This is a genomic window from Anaerobacillus alkalilacustris (genome assembly GCF_001866005.1).
In the GTDB taxonomy this organism is placed as follows: domain Bacteria; phylum Bacillota; class Bacilli; order Bacillales; family Anaerobacillaceae; genus Anaerobacillus; species Anaerobacillus alkalilacustris.
Genome location: NZ_MLQR01000031.1, coordinates 262,998 through 280,116, shown reverse-complemented (window position 1 = coordinate 280,116; position 17,119 = coordinate 262,998). Strand labels below are relative to the sequence as shown.

General features: G+C 34.2%; 17 protein-coding genes and 3 pseudogenes. 18 read left to right on the top strand and 2 right to left on the bottom strand.

Annotation, left to right across the window (positions count from 1 at the left end):
- Positions 1 to 45: 45 nt before the first annotated feature.
- The 18 genes and pseudogenes from BKP37_RS14155 to BKP37_RS14085 all read left to right on the top strand — a co-directional run bounded on the left by BKP37_RS14155 (position 46) and on the right by BKP37_RS14085 (position 14,399).
- Positions 46 to 243, top strand: coding sequence for a hypothetical protein (locus BKP37_RS14155; protein WP_071310252.1), 198 nt, complete (start codon positions 46 to 48; stop codon positions 241 to 243).
- 19 nt (positions 244 to 262) lie between these two features.
- The gene (gene rpe / locus BKP37_RS14150) at positions 263 to 964 is read left to right on the top strand and encodes a ribulose-phosphate 3-epimerase (RefSeq protein WP_071310251.1); all 702 of its coding nucleotides are present in this window, start codon (positions 263 to 265) and stop codon (positions 962 to 964) included.
- Positions 933 to 1,763 (top strand): transketolase, encoded by an 831-nt coding sequence (locus tag BKP37_RS14145; RefSeq protein WP_071310250.1) that lies wholly within the window; start codon positions 933 to 935, stop codon positions 1,761 to 1,763. Before rpe ends, BKP37_RS14145 begins: the two co-directional genes overlap by 32 nt.
- Entirely contained in the window at positions 1,763 to 2,695 is a 933-nt protein-coding gene (locus BKP37_RS14140) for a transketolase family protein (RefSeq protein ID WP_071310249.1), read from the top strand. Before BKP37_RS14145 ends, BKP37_RS14140 begins: the two co-directional genes overlap by 1 nt.
- Before the next feature lie 45 nt (positions 2,696 to 2,740).
- Positions 2,741 to 3,541: an HAD-IIA family hydrolase gene (locus tag BKP37_RS14135; protein WP_071310248.1), complete on the top strand. Its 801-nt coding sequence runs from the start codon at positions 2,741 to 2,743 to the stop codon at positions 3,539 to 3,541.
- A gap of 48 nt (positions 3,542 to 3,589) precedes the next feature.
- Entirely contained in the window at positions 3,590 to 4,783 is a 1,194-nt protein-coding gene (locus BKP37_RS14130; RefSeq protein WP_071310247.1) for a sn-glycerol-1-phosphate dehydrogenase, read from the top strand.
- Between the two features lie 21 nt (positions 4,784 to 4,804).
- A complete protein-coding gene (pfkA, locus tag BKP37_RS14125) occupies positions 4,805 to 5,764 on the top strand; it encodes a 6-phosphofructokinase (RefSeq protein WP_071310246.1) in 960 nt (319 codons plus the stop codon).
- Between the two features lie 43 nt (positions 5,765 to 5,807).
- Complete coding sequence (locus tag BKP37_RS14120) at positions 5,808 to 6,071, top strand: phosphocarrier protein HPr (RefSeq protein WP_071310245.1); 264 nt, start codon at positions 5,808 to 5,810, stop codon at positions 6,069 to 6,071.
- A 349-nt stretch (positions 6,072 to 6,420) separates the two neighbouring features.
- Positions 6,421 to 6,783 (top strand): hypothetical protein, encoded by a 363-nt coding sequence (locus tag BKP37_RS14115; RefSeq protein WP_071310244.1) that lies wholly within the window; start codon positions 6,421 to 6,423, stop codon positions 6,781 to 6,783.
- Positions 6,784 to 7,058: 275 nt separating this feature from the next.
- Positions 7,059 to 7,187 (top strand): annotated as a pseudogene (locus BKP37_RS21040) (fructose-6-phosphate aldolase); the annotation flags it as partial.
- 243 nt (positions 7,188 to 7,430) lie between these two features.
- Positions 7,431 to 7,607: a hypothetical protein gene (locus tag BKP37_RS20185; RefSeq protein WP_169823150.1), complete on the top strand. Its 177-nt coding sequence runs from the start codon at positions 7,431 to 7,433 to the stop codon at positions 7,605 to 7,607.
- A gap of 788 nt (positions 7,608 to 8,395) precedes the next feature.
- Complete coding sequence (locus BKP37_RS14110; protein WP_071310243.1) at positions 8,396 to 9,406, top strand: LacI family DNA-binding transcriptional regulator; 1,011 nt, start codon at positions 8,396 to 8,398, stop codon at positions 9,404 to 9,406.
- 447 nt (positions 9,407 to 9,853) lie between these two features.
- The gene (locus BKP37_RS14105) at positions 9,854 to 10,366 is read left to right on the top strand and encodes a class II aldolase/adducin family protein (RefSeq protein ID WP_169823149.1); all 513 of its coding nucleotides are present in this window, start codon (positions 9,854 to 9,856) and stop codon (positions 10,364 to 10,366) included.
- Between the two features lie 192 nt (positions 10,367 to 10,558).
- Positions 10,559 to 12,265 carry an aldehyde ferredoxin oxidoreductase C-terminal domain-containing protein gene (locus BKP37_RS14100; protein WP_071310241.1) on the top strand — a complete coding sequence of 569 codons (1,707 nt, stop codon included), beginning with the start codon at positions 10,559 to 10,561 and terminating at the stop codon, positions 12,263 to 12,265.
- Between the two features lie 35 nt (positions 12,266 to 12,300).
- Positions 12,301 to 12,522 (top strand): MoaD/ThiS family protein, encoded by a 222-nt coding sequence (locus BKP37_RS14095; protein WP_071310240.1) that lies wholly within the window; start codon positions 12,301 to 12,303, stop codon positions 12,520 to 12,522.
- Positions 12,523 to 12,627: 105 nt separating this feature from the next.
- Positions 12,628 to 12,885 (top strand): annotated as a pseudogene (locus tag BKP37_RS19375) (enolase C-terminal domain-like protein); the annotation flags it as partial.
- 80 nt (positions 12,886 to 12,965) lie between these two features.
- A pseudogene (locus BKP37_RS14090) lies at positions 12,966 to 13,121 on the top strand (glycerate kinase); the annotation flags it as partial.
- Between the two features lie 1,044 nt (positions 13,122 to 14,165).
- Positions 14,166 to 14,399 (top strand): hypothetical protein, encoded by a 234-nt coding sequence (locus BKP37_RS14085; protein WP_139193137.1) that lies wholly within the window; start codon positions 14,166 to 14,168, stop codon positions 14,397 to 14,399.
- Between the two features lie 159 nt (positions 14,400 to 14,558).
- Here the strand turns inward: BKP37_RS14085 and BKP37_RS14080 are convergent, their stop codons facing one another.
- Together BKP37_RS14080 and BKP37_RS14075 are read right to left on the bottom strand one after the other, a co-directional pair.
- Positions 14,559 to 15,959 carry an MATE family efflux transporter gene (locus BKP37_RS14080; RefSeq protein ID WP_071310237.1) on the bottom strand — a complete coding sequence of 467 codons (1,401 nt, stop codon included), beginning with the start codon at positions 15,957 to 15,959 and terminating at the stop codon, positions 14,559 to 14,561.
- A gap of 39 nt (positions 15,960 to 15,998) precedes the next feature.
- Positions 15,999 to 16,427 carry a MarR family winged helix-turn-helix transcriptional regulator gene (locus tag BKP37_RS14075; RefSeq protein ID WP_071310236.1) on the bottom strand — a complete coding sequence of 143 codons (429 nt, stop codon included), beginning with the start codon at positions 16,425 to 16,427 and terminating at the stop codon, positions 15,999 to 16,001.
- Positions 16,428 to 17,119: the final 692 nt, after the last annotated feature.

Sequence of the window (17,119 nt, the reverse complement as noted above, 5' to 3'; positions counted from 1 at the left end):
CCCAATTAACAAATTTACAACTACAAAAAGAATAGGGTGATCTAGATGGTTGAATCATTTTTAGAATACGGATTAGGTCCACATGGGCGAATATTAGCTGATTTTTATATTCAATACCAATTTCCAATTAATAGTGCTGTTGTAGGTGTTACCGTGTTTAAACTTTTCTTTTCAAGAAAGAAGAAAAATGATGCATTACAACCTTCAACTGCAGCAAACGAGGGAGAGTCAATGAAAGTATAGTTATTAAGGGAGGAAAATAATGCTCAAATTAGCTCCGTCAATATTATCAGCTGATTTTTCAAATTTAGGAAGGGATATTGAAAATACAACAAAAGGTGGGGCTGATATGATTCATATTGATGTAATGGATGGACACTTTGTTCCAAACATTACATTAGGCCCAGATATTATAAAAGCAATACGTTCTTATACTAATCTACCTTTTGATGTACATTTAATGATCCAAAATCCAGAAAAATATATTCATAATTTTGTCGATGCTGGTGCTGATATTATTACTGTTCATGTAGAAGCTTGTCCGCATTTACATCGTGTAGTTCAGCAGATTAAAGATTATGGTATTAAGGCGGGAGTGGTATTAAATCCTGCTACACCATTAAGTGTTCTTGAACATATTTTAGAGGATTTAGATATGGTTTTATTAATGAGTGTAAACCCAGGATTTGGTGGTCAGAGCTTTATACCAAGTACGTTGGAAAAAATTAAGAAGTTAAGACAGATGATAGATCAAACAGGTAAGGATATTGATATACAGGTAGATGGTGGAATAAAGCACAATAACGTAAGAGCGGTAATTGAAATGGGTGCCAATGTTATTGTGGCTGGTTCTGCTATATATCAAACAGGTAATCTTGAAGCTAACGTAAAACAGTTTAAAGAAGTCATGAATATTATTGGGGGGACTGAAGATGAGAGAAGAACTGCAAAACTACTCAAGTGAACTAAGAATGCACATTATTGATATGTTAACAGAGGCTGGTTCAGGACATCCAGGTGGGTCACTTTCTGCAGCAGATATTTTAACCTATTTATATTTTCAAGAAATGAATGTTGATCCAACAAAAAAAGACGATCCAGATCGTGATCGCTTCGTATTAAGTAAAGGTCATGCGGCGCCTGTGCTTTACGGTGCTCTTGCAATGAAAGGGTTTATCGATTTGGAAGAGTTAAAGAATTTAAGGAAGTTAGGAAGTATGCTTCAAGGACATCCCGATATGAAAAGGATTCCAGGTGTTGATATGTCAACAGGATCTTTAGGTCAAGGATTTTCCGCTTCGGTTGGAATGGCAATCGGAAACAAATTAGATAATAAAGAATCTAGAGTTTATGTATTACTCGGTGATGGTGAAATTCAAGAAGGAATTGTTTGGGAAGCAGCCATGGCAGCTAGTCATTATAAGCTAGATAATTTAGTCGCGATCGTTGATCATAATGGACTACAAATTGATGGACCAAATGATGAAGTCATGACGGTGTCTCCATTAAAAGAAAAATGGGAAAGTTTTGGTTGGAATGTTATCGAAATAAATGGGCACTCATTTGAAGATATTGAGAACGGATTTTCTCAAGCAAGAACGGTAAAAGGAAAACCATCCGTATTAATTGCAGATACAGTGAAGGGAAAAGGTGTGTCCTTTATGGAAAATCAAATTGGTTGGCACGGTGTAGCACCTTCAGAACAAGATCGTATCAATGCATTTGAAGAACTTCAAGGGCTTACAATTAAGGAGGGAAGATAATGAGTATTGCTACTAGAGAATCATATGGGAAAGCGTTAATTGAGTTAGGTAAAGAAAATGAAAATGTAGTTGTTTTAGATGGAGACCTATCTAAATCAACGAAGACAGCAGGCTTTGCTAGTGAATATCCAGATCGTTTTATTAATGCAGGTATTGCAGAGCAGAACTTAATGGGGATGGCGGCAGGTCTTGCTACAGTAGGAAAAGTGCCTTTTGCAAGTACATTTGCCGTATTTGCATCTGGTAGAGCATTTGAAATTATTAGAAATTCGATATGTTACACGAATTTAAATGTTAATATTGCTGCAACACATGCTGGAATAACAGTCGGAGAAGATGGTGGATCTCATCAATCGATTGAAGATATAGCGTTAATGCGTTCGCTACCGAATATGACTGTTATCGTACCCGCAGATGATATTGAAGCAAAACAGGCGGTAAAAGAAGCCGTCAATATTGACGGGCCAGTTTATTTAAGATTAGGTCGACTAGGTGTACCTGCTATTTTTGATGAAAATTATAAGTTTATCCCTGGTAAGGGAACTGTAATTAAAGAAGGTAATGATATTACAATTGTTGGAACAGGTCTAATGGTAAGTAAATGCTTGGAAGCTGCTAATTTACTAGAGAATGAAGGCATTAATGCTAGAGTTATAAATATCTCAACGATAAAGCCGATTGATGAAGAAATTATTATTGAAGCTGCCAAAGAAACAGGTAGAATTATTACGGTCGAAGAACATTCTGTTATTGGTGGCTTAGGTAGCGCTGTTTCAGAAGTCGTTTCAACGAATTATCCAGTAAAAGTAGTGAGAATTGGTATCGAGGATCAATTTGGAGAATCAGGAAATCCATACGATTTATTGGAAAAGTATGGATTATCGATGGAAAACATCATTTCAAAAGTAAAAGGTCTTTTACAAAGTTTATAATCAATTATTTTCATACTTAAAAATACATTTAGTAGGAGAAGGTTTATGAAAGAGATAAAAAATATTAAATGCTTTCTACTAGATATGGACGGAACTATTTACTTAGACAATCATTTAATTGATGGGGCTCTAGATTTTTTACAAAATCTAGAGCTTAATCAAAAACAGTATATTTTTTTAACGAATAATTCTTCTGAAAATAAAAAGGCCTATCAAGAAAAACTAGCAAATTTAGGATTGATCATTGATGAGGACCAAGTATTTACTTCTGGTGAAGCCACTTCTTGGTATATTAAAAATTTAAAGAAAGATGCGAAAGTCTTTCTTTTAGGAACACCTTTTTTAGAAGAAGAATTTAATAAAGCTGGGTTTACTTTAGTTAAAAGTAGAGATGATAAACCAGACTTTTTCGTATTAGGATTTGATACGACCTTAACCTATGAAAAAATTTTGGTAGCTTGTGATTTTATAAGAGAGGGTGTTCCGTTTATTGCGACACATCCAGACCTTACTTGCCCACTAAGTAATGGGCAATCAATGCCAGATGCAGGGGCCATGATATCAATGTTTGAAGCTGCTACTGGCAAGCGACCTCAAATTATTGGAAAGCCCAATGTATTTAACATTGAGGTAATAACGAAAAAGTATGGTTTACAAAAGGATGAAATTGCAATGGTAGGAGATCGTTTGTATACCGATATTAAAATGGGTGTGGATGCTGGTATAACAACTTTTTTAGTGCTAACAGGAGAAACAACACTTCAGATGTACGAAGACTCTACCATACAAGCAGATTATGTTTTAGGATCTGTAAAAGACCTTGGTAAACTAATTGTAAATTATTGAGAAACCTCAAAGTACGTTCGTTAGGAGTTTAGAAATGAGGGTGAAATCATGGATAAAATAGAGGCTATTATTAATAAAGAAATACTTTGTCAATGTGGAAAACATCATTTTATTCCACTTAAAGGTATCGATTTAGATTTTACTATGCAAAATATCGCTCAAGCATGTTCTTCATATTTTAGTGGGAAAAATATAATGGTTGTTTCAGATGTAAATACCGATGAAGTTCAAGGTTCCCTAGTCTTTGACAGTTTGCTCGAAGCTGATTATAACGTACAACGACTAGTTTTTGAGGATAAGAAGGTGATTCCAAATGAAAAAGCCGTTGGTACCATTATGATGAGTATAACAGAAAAACTAGATGGGATGATTGCTGTAGGATCAGGAACAATCACTGATTTAGTTAGGATGGTTGTCGCTAGATTAGGTGTTCCTTTTATTTCTATACCTACAGCACCTTCCATGGATGGATATGCATCAGGAGTTTCTTCTTTAATCAAAAACAACCGAAAAACAACATTTTCAGGTGTAGCAGCTACGGTAATCATAGGTGATATTAATGTTATAAAAGAAGCGCCGATAGAATTAGTTCAAGCTGGATTTGGAGATATCATCGGAAAAAAAATCTCGATGAGTGATTGGGTATTGTCTGTTAATATGACTGATGAATACTTTTGTGAGTATGCAGCTAATCTAATCGGAAATTCGACCAATCTATGTATTGAAAATGTAGAGAACATTATTAATAGAGAGGAACAAGGAATTCGCTCATTAATGGAAGCTTTAATCTTATCGGGTTTGGCAATTTCTATTGTTGGTGATTCGCGCCCAGCTTCTGGAACAGAGCATTTACTAGCTCACTATTTTGAATCTAGCTTCATAAAGCAAGGAAAAAAACCAATTTTTCATGGTACAGCAGTAGCAGTGGGGTGCTTTTATGCAAGTTTACTGTATCAGTACGTACTTGAAACGAATGAATTCCAAGCACTAGAAAATAGCAAGCAAATAAAAGAATCCATACTAAAAATTGCACCAAAACCAGAAGAAGTCGAGGAGTGGTTAGAAAAAATTGGACTTTCAAAGTATCCTTTAGATTACGAAATAGATCGAGAATTGTTAAAAGAAGCATTCTTATTATCTAGATTTACGAGAAAGCGATATACACTTTTGAATTTTGCAGCAGAACTCGGAGTACTTGAGAAAGCGACAGATTCTATTCTAGATCAATTATATCAAGAATAGAAAGGATAAGGAGTGACCGATTTGAAGAAAATTGGTGTGTTGACAAGTGGTGGAGATGCTCCTGGTATGAATGCAGCTATTAGGGCTGTAGTAAGAGCTGGAATTTATAATCAATTAGAGGTTATGGGAATATCAAGAGGGTATGCAGGACTAATCAATGGTGAAATTGAGAAAATGGAGTTATCTTCAGTTGGAGATATTATCCACAAAGGTGGAACTATTTTAAAAACAGCGAGATGTGACCAGTTTAAAACTGAAGCTGGAAGAAAACAAGCGATAAATGTTTTAAACGTTTATGGTATAGAGGGTCTTATTGTTATTGGAGGAGACGGATCTTTTCAAGGAGCAGAAAAGCTAAGCCAAGATGGTATTAATACAATTGGTATTCCTGGAACAATTGATAATGATCTCGCTTACACTGATTATACGGTTGGCTTTGATACTGCTGTAAATACTGTCCTTGATGCAATAACTAAGATAAGAGATACATCAACATCGCATGAAAAGGCAACCATTATCGAAGTAATGGGGAGAAATTGTGGAGATATCGCACTATATGCAGGACTTGCTGGTGGAGCAGAAAGTATTTTGGTGCCAGAAGAATCCTTTGATATAGATGATGTTTGTAAAAAAATAGTTCAAGGAAAAAGTAGAGGAAAACTCCATAATATAATCATGCTAGCAGAAGGGACAGGAAATGCTTTTGAATTACAAAAAGAAATATTTACTAGAATAGGCGTAGAAGCGAGGGTGACTGTATTAGGTTTTATCCAACGAGGTGGTAATCCAACTGCATTTGACAGATTGCTGGCTAGTAGAATGGGAGCGAAAGCAGTTGAATACCTTATCGGAGGTAAATCAGGAGTGGCAATTGGAATGAAAGATAATAAGATTATTCATATGCCAATTCAGGAAGCATTATCGGAAGAAAAAGAATTTGACGGTGAAATGTATAAACTTACTGGAGTACTATCACTTTAGATTTCAAAAAAATATTGCTTATGTAATAGAGGAGGAAAGGGCTATGGTTGAAAAGAATTTTATAATTACAGATGAAACAGGGATTCATGCAAGGCCAGCTACACAATTAGTAAATGCAGCAAATCAGTTTAGTTCAGAGATTTCATTAATATATAGTGACAAGACAGTCAATTTAAAGTCAATCATGGGTGTCATGTCTTTAGGTATTCCACAAGATGCCCAAATCACCATTCAAGTGAAGGGAACGGATGAAGTAGAAGCTTTAAGTGGAATTACAGCTGTAATTAAAGATGGGTTGGGAGAGTAATTTTAGTGATGTAATTTAAACATCGAAGTGCTATAAAGATTTAAATAAATATTAAAGGGTTGACCGTATGGTAAATCCCTATTTTTTCTTTTTAAATTCTTCCTATTTTAAATTAAAATAGGAAGAATAATAATTTGTCTCTATTACAAAAGTCTTGTATGTTAGATAGTAAACATTTTTTCAGTGTCGGAAAATGTAAAAAATAACTAGTATGCAGAGAATGTTTATTATTTCTTATGAATAATAACATAATACTGAGCCATGTATAGATATTGTAATTAAACTTATGAGTTTTGTGAAATATTGTATCTTGAATATAAAGCAAATTATTGAAGAAGGTGTAATGTCAATGAAAAAAACACATATTGAAGTGGATTTATATTGTATTCAGTGTAATGAAGAAGTTCCACATGAAATTGCATACCTTAACGAAAAAATAATTCGTACAGAATGTTTAATGTGTAAAAACTGTGTTGAAATAATTATTGATCCAAAAAAGGAATTTTATAAAGCAATATGTATAAGAATTGTCACTAAACCTTCTAGAGTCTCAAATGAATATAAAGAAAATTTAAACCATTTCTTATGTTCCTTGCCAGCTCGAGTTATCACAAAACCTTATCGTTTACTAACTGATTTTAAGGAAGTGATTGAGATTATCGGTAGTTTTAAAGGTGAAGGTAACGATAATAAGAACAAAATAGATAAATAAAATCTGATATATTTTTATTAATTTTCTATTAATATATATTTACAAATAAAGAAATACTTCAAAACTCTATTAAAAGTTGGTAGTAACCTGTAACCAATTACTAATTATTTTTCAAGGCCCTCTAACTACTATTAGTTAAATAATCCACACCGTATATACTAGGAGAATAACTATTTTCCAAAAGAAAAACCCCAAACTCTTCCCAGCATCTTGTTCAACTTTTTCGCAAATTATGATCTCTGTTTCTGCTGAGGATATAACTGCACAATCAGAAGACACGAGTGACGATGGTGGATGCTCATATTGCGACGATTCTATATTTTGTAATAGACCAGTTATCAAAACATCCACTTACGGATCAAGGACTTGAGAAATTTGCGACTGATTGGAAAAAGAGTATTTAAGAAATTGTTTTTATGATGTGTTAAATGTTTGATGCAATGTGAGTAAGGTGTTTTAAAGCTTTGTAAAACACCTTACTTTTTTCTAATACACAAAAAGTTTGAAAAGCTATCTGACTAAATACTGGAAAGTATAATTAATATTACATAAGATTAAGTTAAGAAAAAACATTTTCATAAGGTATAAGGATTATAGGATAAGAGAATAATAATTAAAAACTTATTCATGAAGGAGGTATTTTTATTATGAAACAATATATCTTTTTCTACAATATAGCCCATAATACCAACCAACATAAAGAATATAAAATTGAGGCAAACGGGATGATGGATGCCCTATTTAAGGCAAAAAAGATCAAAGATCAAATTGAGGCAGAAACTTTAACTAACGTTAAGTTACAGTTTAAGGGTATTGTTTATTAGATCCAGAACTAAATCTTTATTCTCGGTTTCTTTCAATGAATAACCAGTGTGTTTCGTTTTTTAAAACTAACACACTGGCTATTTTTTATCACAAGATATCAAGATTTGCATAAAGATAAAAATAATAGCCTCTCTGATTAAATGAAAAACTCATAGGGAAGTTTATTGTGTTTTGAAAAAGAGGGCATAACCAATGATCGTAAGAGAGCTTTTCTTATCTGAACATTACTTTTTATTACAACAATGGAAACCTATGCATTGGAATACCTAGTAAAGGTATTTTCTTGAAATTTACTAACTTTGAAAAAAAATGATTTAAGAATCTCAAAAAATAGTATAATATCTAAATGAGTATCTCCCATTTGGGAATTAATGAACGATTTTAACACCTGGGAAAGAAGCAATCGTGGCAACTGTTAAAAGTAAAATGAGAGAATTTCAATCAAGTAACAAAGCATAAGGATTATGGCGATGTCTTACTATAAGACATCCCTTTTCTTTATCAAAACGATAATAGGTAAATGAGTTGAAATCCGTTTTTATATCATCATAAAGCATAATAATTTTAGGTAGAAACTAAAAAAACTCTGAAATTATTTCATTTTCATGGTAATATATAATTAAAGAAACGATTTTTTTAAAAAAACTAATGAAATCGTTTTCTTGAAAATGTATAAAATAATAATTATGAGTTAGGCTTATTTTAGATATAATAAAAGAAATAAATATATATTAAATAATCAGTTCAAAATATTGCATCTTAGAACGAAAGTAGGTGAATAAATTTTATGAAAATGAGTGATGTGGCAAAATTAGCAAACGTATCTCCTTCTACTGTCTCACGAGTTCTTACCCAGCCAGATATGGTTAGCAAAGAAACAAGAGAGCGAGTGTTAGAGGTTATCAAAAAAGTAAATTATCGACCTCATATTGTTGCAAGACAATTTAGAACAAAGGCAACTAAAATTTTACTTGTAGTAGTTCCAGATATTACAAGCCCGTTTTTTTCAGAAGTACTACGAGGGATAGAGCATGTTGCTATTAATAGTGGTTACCAAGTAATTCTAGGCGATACACAAAATAATATAAATAGGGAAGAAGAATATATTAATTTGCTTCATCAAAAACAAGTTGATGGTATGATTCTCTTGACCGCTCGTATTGATAAAGAAAAACTTGAAGCGATTTCTAATGAATTTCCAATGGTACTTGCCTGTGAATACATGGATGGGTTAAATGTTCCTACTGTATCTATTGATAACGTTAGTAGTGCTAGAAAAGCAACTGAACACTTATTAAAGCTTGGTCACAAGAAGATTGGACATATCACAGGCCCAATTAATGTCGTGCTTAGCCGTGACCGACTAAGAGGTTATCAACAAGCGTTACTAAGTCATGATTTAGAGATTGATTCAGCTTATATTCAAGAAGGTGACTTCAGTATCGATTCCGGATATAATCAAATGCTAAAACTATTAGCATTGGAAAGTCCGCCTACTGCTGTTTTTACATTTAATGATGAAATGGCTATTGGGGCAATTAAAGCTGTAAAGGATAGTGGATTAGAGGTTCCGAAAGATATAGCCATCGTTGGCTTTGATAATATTAAAATGTCTTCTTTATATGAGCCGAATATTACTACAATAGACCAACCTAAATATGAAATTGGTATAAAAGCTATGGAATTATTATTAAAGATAATTAATGGTGAAAGTATTCAAAAGAAAAAATTTGTTTTAAAAGATAATTTAATGATTAGAGAATCATGTGGTACAAATGTAAACATTGAAATATCTTGAAAAGAAATAGGTTTTTAGAAAATAGTTTAAAAAAACTGGGAGCTCTTCTAGTAATTTGGGTAGCTTGTAATTGAGTAAATATTATCCCTTTCCATTTTTCTCTAAAAATACGGGTAGAAATAGTTGTTTTTTTTGATCAACTAGCTCCTAGTGTTTTCTGAATCTTATTATTCCAACAATCGTTAGAAATGAGAGTGATAAATGAAAAAATAAAATGAAATCGATTTAAAATAACTTTTTAAAAAGCGTTTACAAAGAAACGCAAATGATGTAAAATTAAATCATTTTACAAAGTTATATTTTTTCAATTCTTCTGCAATCGATTTCAAATTACTAGAACAGGACATTATACAAATGTTAAATGGGTGCTTGTCTCAACTTTTTTATCGTTCTAATTTACTAGACTCTGATCCTACCATTAGTAATTATACTAAAAGTAGTTCTTCGATGAAGACTGTAGAAATCGGATTTGGTGGTCGTGATCTAGAGGTCATCTGGATAAATGGGTTAGACAATACCAAAAGTGGGAAAGAGAAATTCAGTGAGTTAGATTTAAGTGAGATTGAAAAATTACTAGAACGTGATGAAATGTCAGATGATGAACTCGAATTACATTTATCTAAAAGTAGAATAGATTTTTGGCACCCACAAGTATCTATTGAAACGCTATTGCATGGGTTTCTTCCAGTTAAACATATAGACCATACATTTCCAGATATGATTAATTGTTTATGGGATTCAGAAAAAGGTTTAGAATTAGCAAAACAAATTTACCGAAAACGCTTTATTTGGGTCCCTCATGAAGATTCAATATTTGGACTAGCTAAGTCAGTAGTAAAATCTGTTGAAAGTAATCCTAAAGTAGATGTGATAATTATGGAAAACAAAGGAATACTTACCTGGGGCAAAACATCTAAGAAATGTTATGATAAAAACGATTTCAGTTATTACAGCAGCTGAATTTTTTTTTTCAATCAAATTCATTGAAACCAAAGTGTTCAGAAAAAGAAAAGGTATTAATATAATAAAGTAAGCAGTAGTTTGCTAAAATACAGCCAAAATAATTTTGGCTGTATTTTTTCACATTCTAGTAATCAAAAACGTAGTGGTAGGATTAAAACTAAAAAACTCCGATTTTAGGGAGGAATGAAAATGAAAATAGTAAAAATTGATATGGGAAATTTGTCTGTCAATGAAGAGGCTGAAAGTAAGTACAAACGTTTAGGAGGTAGAGCTATTACTTCCAAAATTATTCATGATGAAGTCATGGCTACTTGTCATCCATTAGGAGCTGAAAATAAACTAATTTTTGCGACTGGTTTATTGACTGGTTCAGGTGCTTCTAGTGCAGATCGCTATTCTGTAGGAGCAAAAAGTCCACTAACTGGTGGAATTAAAGAGAGTAATGCAGGTGGTATTTCAGGATTAATGCTTGGAAAATTAGGAATTAAAGCCTTAGTTTTTTCAAATGTGCGTGAGGATTTTAAAATCATTCATATCTCCAAAAGTGGTGTGAAGTTTGTAGATGCAACACCTATCCTTGGGAAAGATTTAAGTGTAGCTTCTAATTGGTTACGAGATACTTATGGAAAACATGTCGCTGTATGGTTAATTGGAGTTGCAGGTGAACAAAAAATGAACTTAGCTGCTATTGCTGGGCAAGATAAGGATGGTGACCCTACAAGATTTAATGGCAGAGGTGGACTAGGAGCAGTAGCCGGATCAAAAGGGATCAAAGCAATTGTTCTAGATGCTTCAGATGTTAAAAAAAATAGACCAAGTAATAAAGAGAGTTTTCGAAAAGCATTAAAGCAATACCATAGTTGGCTGATGGAAACACCTGGAACTGCTAAAATACTTCCTGAACTTGGAACGGCTTCATTAGTGGAAACGACGAATACTTTAGGAGCATTACCTACAAGGAATTTCTCGACTGGAGCGATTGAAGGCTATAAAAACATTACTGGCGAAACTCTTCGTGAAACGATTATCGAACGTGGTGGCGAAGGATCAACAACACATGCTTGTATGCCAGGTTGTATTATTCGTTGTTCAAATGTTTATGCCGATAAATCAGGTAAGCGAATAACTGGTCCAATCGAATACGAGAATATTGGTTTATTAGGTTCCAATCTTGATATTACGAATCTTGATGAAATTGCTGAACTGAACCACCTATGTAATGAATTAGGTATTGATACGATTGAAACTGGTGGAGCATTAGGTGTATTAATGGCCCAAAATGTTATTTCTTTTGGGGATGCCAAAGGAGCAGTTTCTGCATTAAAAGAGATTAAAAATGGTACTCCATTAGGTAGAATTATAGGGAGTGGAGCTGAAGTAATCGGGAAGTTATACGGAGAACCTCATGTTCCAACGGTTAAAGGCCAGACGATGCCAGCTTATGATCCAAGAGCAGTGAAAGGTCTAGGGGTTACTTTTGCGACTTCTCCAATGGGAGCTGATCATACAGCAGGTCAAACCGTTCGTGCTCAAATTAATCACCATTCACCAGAGGGGCAAGTGGAAGTATCCAAAAAAGCTCAAACAGTAAATACAATCTGGGATAACTTAGGAATGTGTATGTTTAGTTCTGGTGCAGTACAGAATCGTTGGGATATATTAGCAGAGTTAATTTCTGCCTATACAGGTGAAGTGTATTCCGGTGAAGATATTGTGAATACTGCTAATGAAACGTTAAAGGTTGAACATGCATTTAATCGTAGAGCTGGATTTACAAAAGCGCATGACAAACTGCCAGATTATTTTTATGTGGAAGAAAATAAAGCAAGTAAAACGGTTTTTGATGTTCCGCAATATGAGGTTGATACAATTGGAGTAAACAGAAATGATTTGTAAAGAAGGATTTGCATCAAAGGAAGTTGGGAATTCAAATGGTTATTAACGTTATTTCCTTTATTCCATATTTAAAAAATATTAGCAGAGATTATCATCTTGAACATGAAGTCACACTTGGAGAATTCATTCAATCTTTAGGTATAAAATGGGATGATGATGTGTTAATTGTTGTGAATAGAGTGATTGTAAGTGAGCAGTCTATACTATTGAATGATGGCGATCAAATTGAGCTACTTATCCCTCTTTCTGGTGGATAGCATATTGGATTAGCGCTTAAAAGGCAAAAGCTAGTCAAAGTACGAACCTAACTTTGGCTAGCAAATTTAAATTTTAAAATAAATAATCTTCTATTTTTTATTGAGATTACAGCGATTGATACACATTGGATTTGGCAAGAAGGTACTGAGAGGTTAACGAAAGAACCATTTAAAATTGTTGATGGTGATATCACCCTTCCTGATAAGCCAGGATTAGGTGTTGAGATCGATATGGAACAAATCGCTGAAGCTCATGATCTTTATAACAACATGGGATTAGGAGCTCGAGATGATTCAGTTGCTATGCAATATTTAATTCCAGGTTGGAAGTTTGATAATAAACGTCCTTGCCTTGTAAGATAAGGTATTACACTAATTCCAAAAGTTTAGCATGTTAGGCGATAAAAGTTTTCACATGCTAAACGAAAATTAATTTAGTAACCATGTCACTAAAAGAAAAGGGTAAAATTGTATTAGCGCCAGATTCTTTTAAAGAAAGTATGACGGCAAAAAATGCTGCGTTAGCAATGAAAAAAGGTATCCATAAAGTTTTCCCTGATGCAGAGTGTATAGTCGTACCAATGGCGGACGGGGGAGACATAAAGCCGCTGAAGGCCAAAACTAGGCTGAAACGCATGCTAGGTGTCCTTCATAAAGCTGATGAAGGCCAAAACTAGGCTGAAACGCATGCCAAGTGTCCTTCATAAAGCTGATGAAGGCCAAAATCAGGCTGAAACGCATGCTAGGTTCCTTCATAAAGCTGATGAAGGCCAAAACTAGGCTGAAACGCATGCTAGGTTCCTTCATAAAGCTGATGAAGGACAAAATCAGGCTGAAATGCATGCTAAGTGTCCTTCATAAAGCCGCTGAAGGCCAAAACTAGGCTGAAACGCATGCTAGGTGTCCTTCATAAAGCTGATGAAGGCCAAAACTAGGCTGAAACGCATGCCAAGTGTCCTTCATAAAGCTGATGAAGGNCAAAATCAGGCTGAAACGCATGCTAGGTTCCTTCATAAAGCTGATGAAGGCCAAAACTAGGCTGAAACGCATGCTAGGTTCCTTCATAAAGCTGATGAAGGCCAAAATCAGGCTGAAATGCATGCTAAGTGTCCTTCATAAAGTCGATGAAGGCCAAAACTAGGCTGAAACGCATGCTAGGTGTCCTTCATAAAGCCGCTGAAGGCCAAAATCAGGCTGAAACGCATGCTAGGTGTCCTTCATAAAGCCGCTGAAGGCCAAAACTAAGCTGAAACGCATGCTAAGTGTCCTTCATAAAGTCGATGAAGGCCAAAACTAGGCTGAAACGCATGCTAGGTGTCCTTCATAAAGCCGATGAAGACCAAAACTAGGCTGAAACGCATGCTAAGTGTTCTTCATAAAGCCGGTGAAGGCCAAAACTAGGCTGAAATGTATGCTAGGTGTCCTTCATAAAGCCGCTGAAGGCCAAAACTAGGCTGAAATGTACGCTAGGTGTCCTTCATAAAGCCGATGAAGGCCAAAACTAGGCTGAAACGAGTGCTAAGTGTCCTTCATAAAGTTGCTGAAGGATTGCACTGACTAATGCGGCGATAATTCAATCAGATATTCAAACTAGGCTGTTTTCACAAGTGTTGTTGTGATTGGATTTCCAGGACTATAGTGGAATGGAGCGGAAGGCAGCACTTGACTCCTGCGGGAAAAAGAGGAAAAGTACCTACAACAAAGTATACGAAAACAGCCCCAAAAATATGGAATGTTCAATCGAATTAATGATTGATCTATTTTTTTTATATTACGATACAAAAAAGCACCGCAAATGCGGTGCAATTAGTTATACGTTTTTAGCTGCACTTTCTTTTGCCATTTATGCTTTTGCGATAGCAAACGGAACCCGTTAGTAAATTAAAGCGAATCTTTTTTCTTATTAGTGACTATATATTTATAATTACAAAAATGAGCCACAAAAATCAATAATTTGTTACGAACGGTTTAACGTAACTAGTCATCGAATCTTGTAATATGATATTCATAAATTAATATAAAGACGCTTTTTCTTGTCATTGAGCAGATGTTGAAATCTCTCCTTCAAAGGGGACTACTTCTTGAATTTCATCTTCACAAAGAATTAACTTACGGTTTCGATAAAGTAGAAAACCTGATAAGAAAAATGCTAGCGCGTCAGATATTGGGAATGCCATCCAAACACCATTTACACCGATAAAATGAGGCAATATCAACACTAATGGTATTAAGAATAAAAATTGCCTAGACATTGATAAGATTAACGCTTCTTTTACTTTCCCTAGTGCTTGAAAGATCCCCCCGCAAACAATAGGAACCCCAATGAAGAAGGAAGCCGCAAATAAGATGCGTATTGCCTCAGTACCAGAATCAATAACCGTAGGGTCGGATGAGAATATGGTTATAAATAATTTTGGGAAAATCATCATAATGAGAAATATAGCTGTTGCTAAAAGAGTAGCAACCTTTAAACCGAGTAATACGGTTTGTTTTAAACGAGAAAAATTATTTGCACCGAAGTTATAGCCAATAATTGGTTGCATTCCTTGCATAATACCCAAAAGAGGCATTAACATAAGCATTGAGATGCGTTGAATAATTCCAAATAATCCTACGTGAAATTCAGTACCAAAACGAATTAACATTGCGTTAATAGAAATCATCATAATACTTCCAGCAGCTTGCTGCATAAAAGCAGGAAGGCCTACAGAAAGTACTTCTTTCATTATTATGAACTTCGGTTTAAGAGTAGTGACCATAATGGAAAGCGAGCTTTTTCCAGATAAAAAATATTGAAGTGTAATAATGGCTATTACTGCTTGTGAAACAAGTGTAGCGTATGCTGCACCACGAATCCCCATCCCAAAGCCTAAAATAAAAATAGCATCTAAAATAATATTTAGTACGGATGAAATAATCATTAAATTCATTGCAAATTTTGCATTTCCTTCAGAACGTACAATACTATTCGTTGAAAAACCAAATGAAAAGAAGAATGTTCCAAGCAGTAGTGGAAACATATATTCATATGCATAGCCAAGAATATCTGATGTAGCACCAAACAAAACTAGCGTAGGCTTTAATAAGGTAAAGCCACCAATAAAGCCGATCAGACTAATAAAAATGATCATTGTTAGTATATTTCCAAAGACTTGATTAGCTTCTCCCAGTTTTTTTGCGCCTAGCTTTCTAGATATAACGGATGCTCCCCCCACGCCAATTGCAGCTGAAATCGCCATAATAATCATTAGTACAGGAAATGATATAGTTAATCCGGCTACGGCAGAAATACCTACTGCGTAAGAAATGAAGATAGTGTCTACGACATTATAAAGAGCCATAACAAACATGCCAATGACTGCAGGAACCGATAAATTCTTTAGTAGCTTTGGTATAGGTTCAGTTCCGAGGCGATCACTCTGAAGTTTTTCTTTCATTATATTATTCTCCTTTTATGAATCTTGTTGGTTCATTACCTATTTTTTAAAATTTTCTGTAATTCTCTTTAACCAAGCCAACAATAATTGCTCTTCTTCATTTGAAAAGCCTTTCATTAGTTCGACTTCCATAGCCTTGGTACTCGACCATAACTTTCCTTCAAGAATTTTTCCTTTTTCTGTTAAGGTAATAATTTTCGAACGTCGATCAGTGTTACTATCATTCTTTTCTATTAACTGCTTTTTCAACATTGAGTCAATGATTCCATTCATCGTCGACCCTTTAATAAAAAGACGATTTTGTAATTCAGATTGTAGTTGTTCGCCATAGTTTACTAACATATAAAGTACTTTTGCTTGTGCAACCGTTAAATCATATTCTGATAGCTTTTGATTATAAGTATTTTGGATAAGGTGAGCAGCAACACCGATTTGGTAGCCAACCCTCTCGTCTATATTTCGAATCATAAAATATTAGCCTCCTAAGTATTATGTAGATAATACTAGCAAATAAACTGGCAAGTAAGCAACAAAAAAGTTAGCTCCCTAATTATTATTACACTGATAAAATAGCCATTTTGAAAAAAATCTCCGGATCTATTTTCGGTATTAGCTAAAATAAATTCAATTAGGAAGTAAAATATATAATCTTAATTGAAGACTTAAATGCACTTTAATACCATTGTGGTGTTGTTAATGTTAGAAAAAAGTGTTATTTTAAGATTTAATGAATGAAATGTTATAGTTTGACGCTTTCATTCGTCATGAAGAAATTTGCTAAAAATTCACAACAAGAGCATAGTGAACTCGTTTCAGCAAGCTGAAACATCGTAATATCAGGTGGAGAGTCTACTTCACCTGATTGGAAAATCCCACCTACGCTTAGAAGTGGGGGTCTTTTACCCCAAAAAAATTAAGATAAATGTAAATTAACCAAATAGAAGGAGGCTAATTAATTATGAAAAAGTTAATGAAACGCTCAGAAATATAAAACACCCTTACCATTATTTAATTTGATAGTGTCAGTGTGTTTTTTTCCTGTTAGGAAAGTAAAAGTTATCGGACTTAGGCTTTATTCTCTTAATACGAAACTATGAGGTTAGCGTATCGGACCACGTCAAAAATGAAAAGGTTGAGCTTAATATTTACTATACGATTTT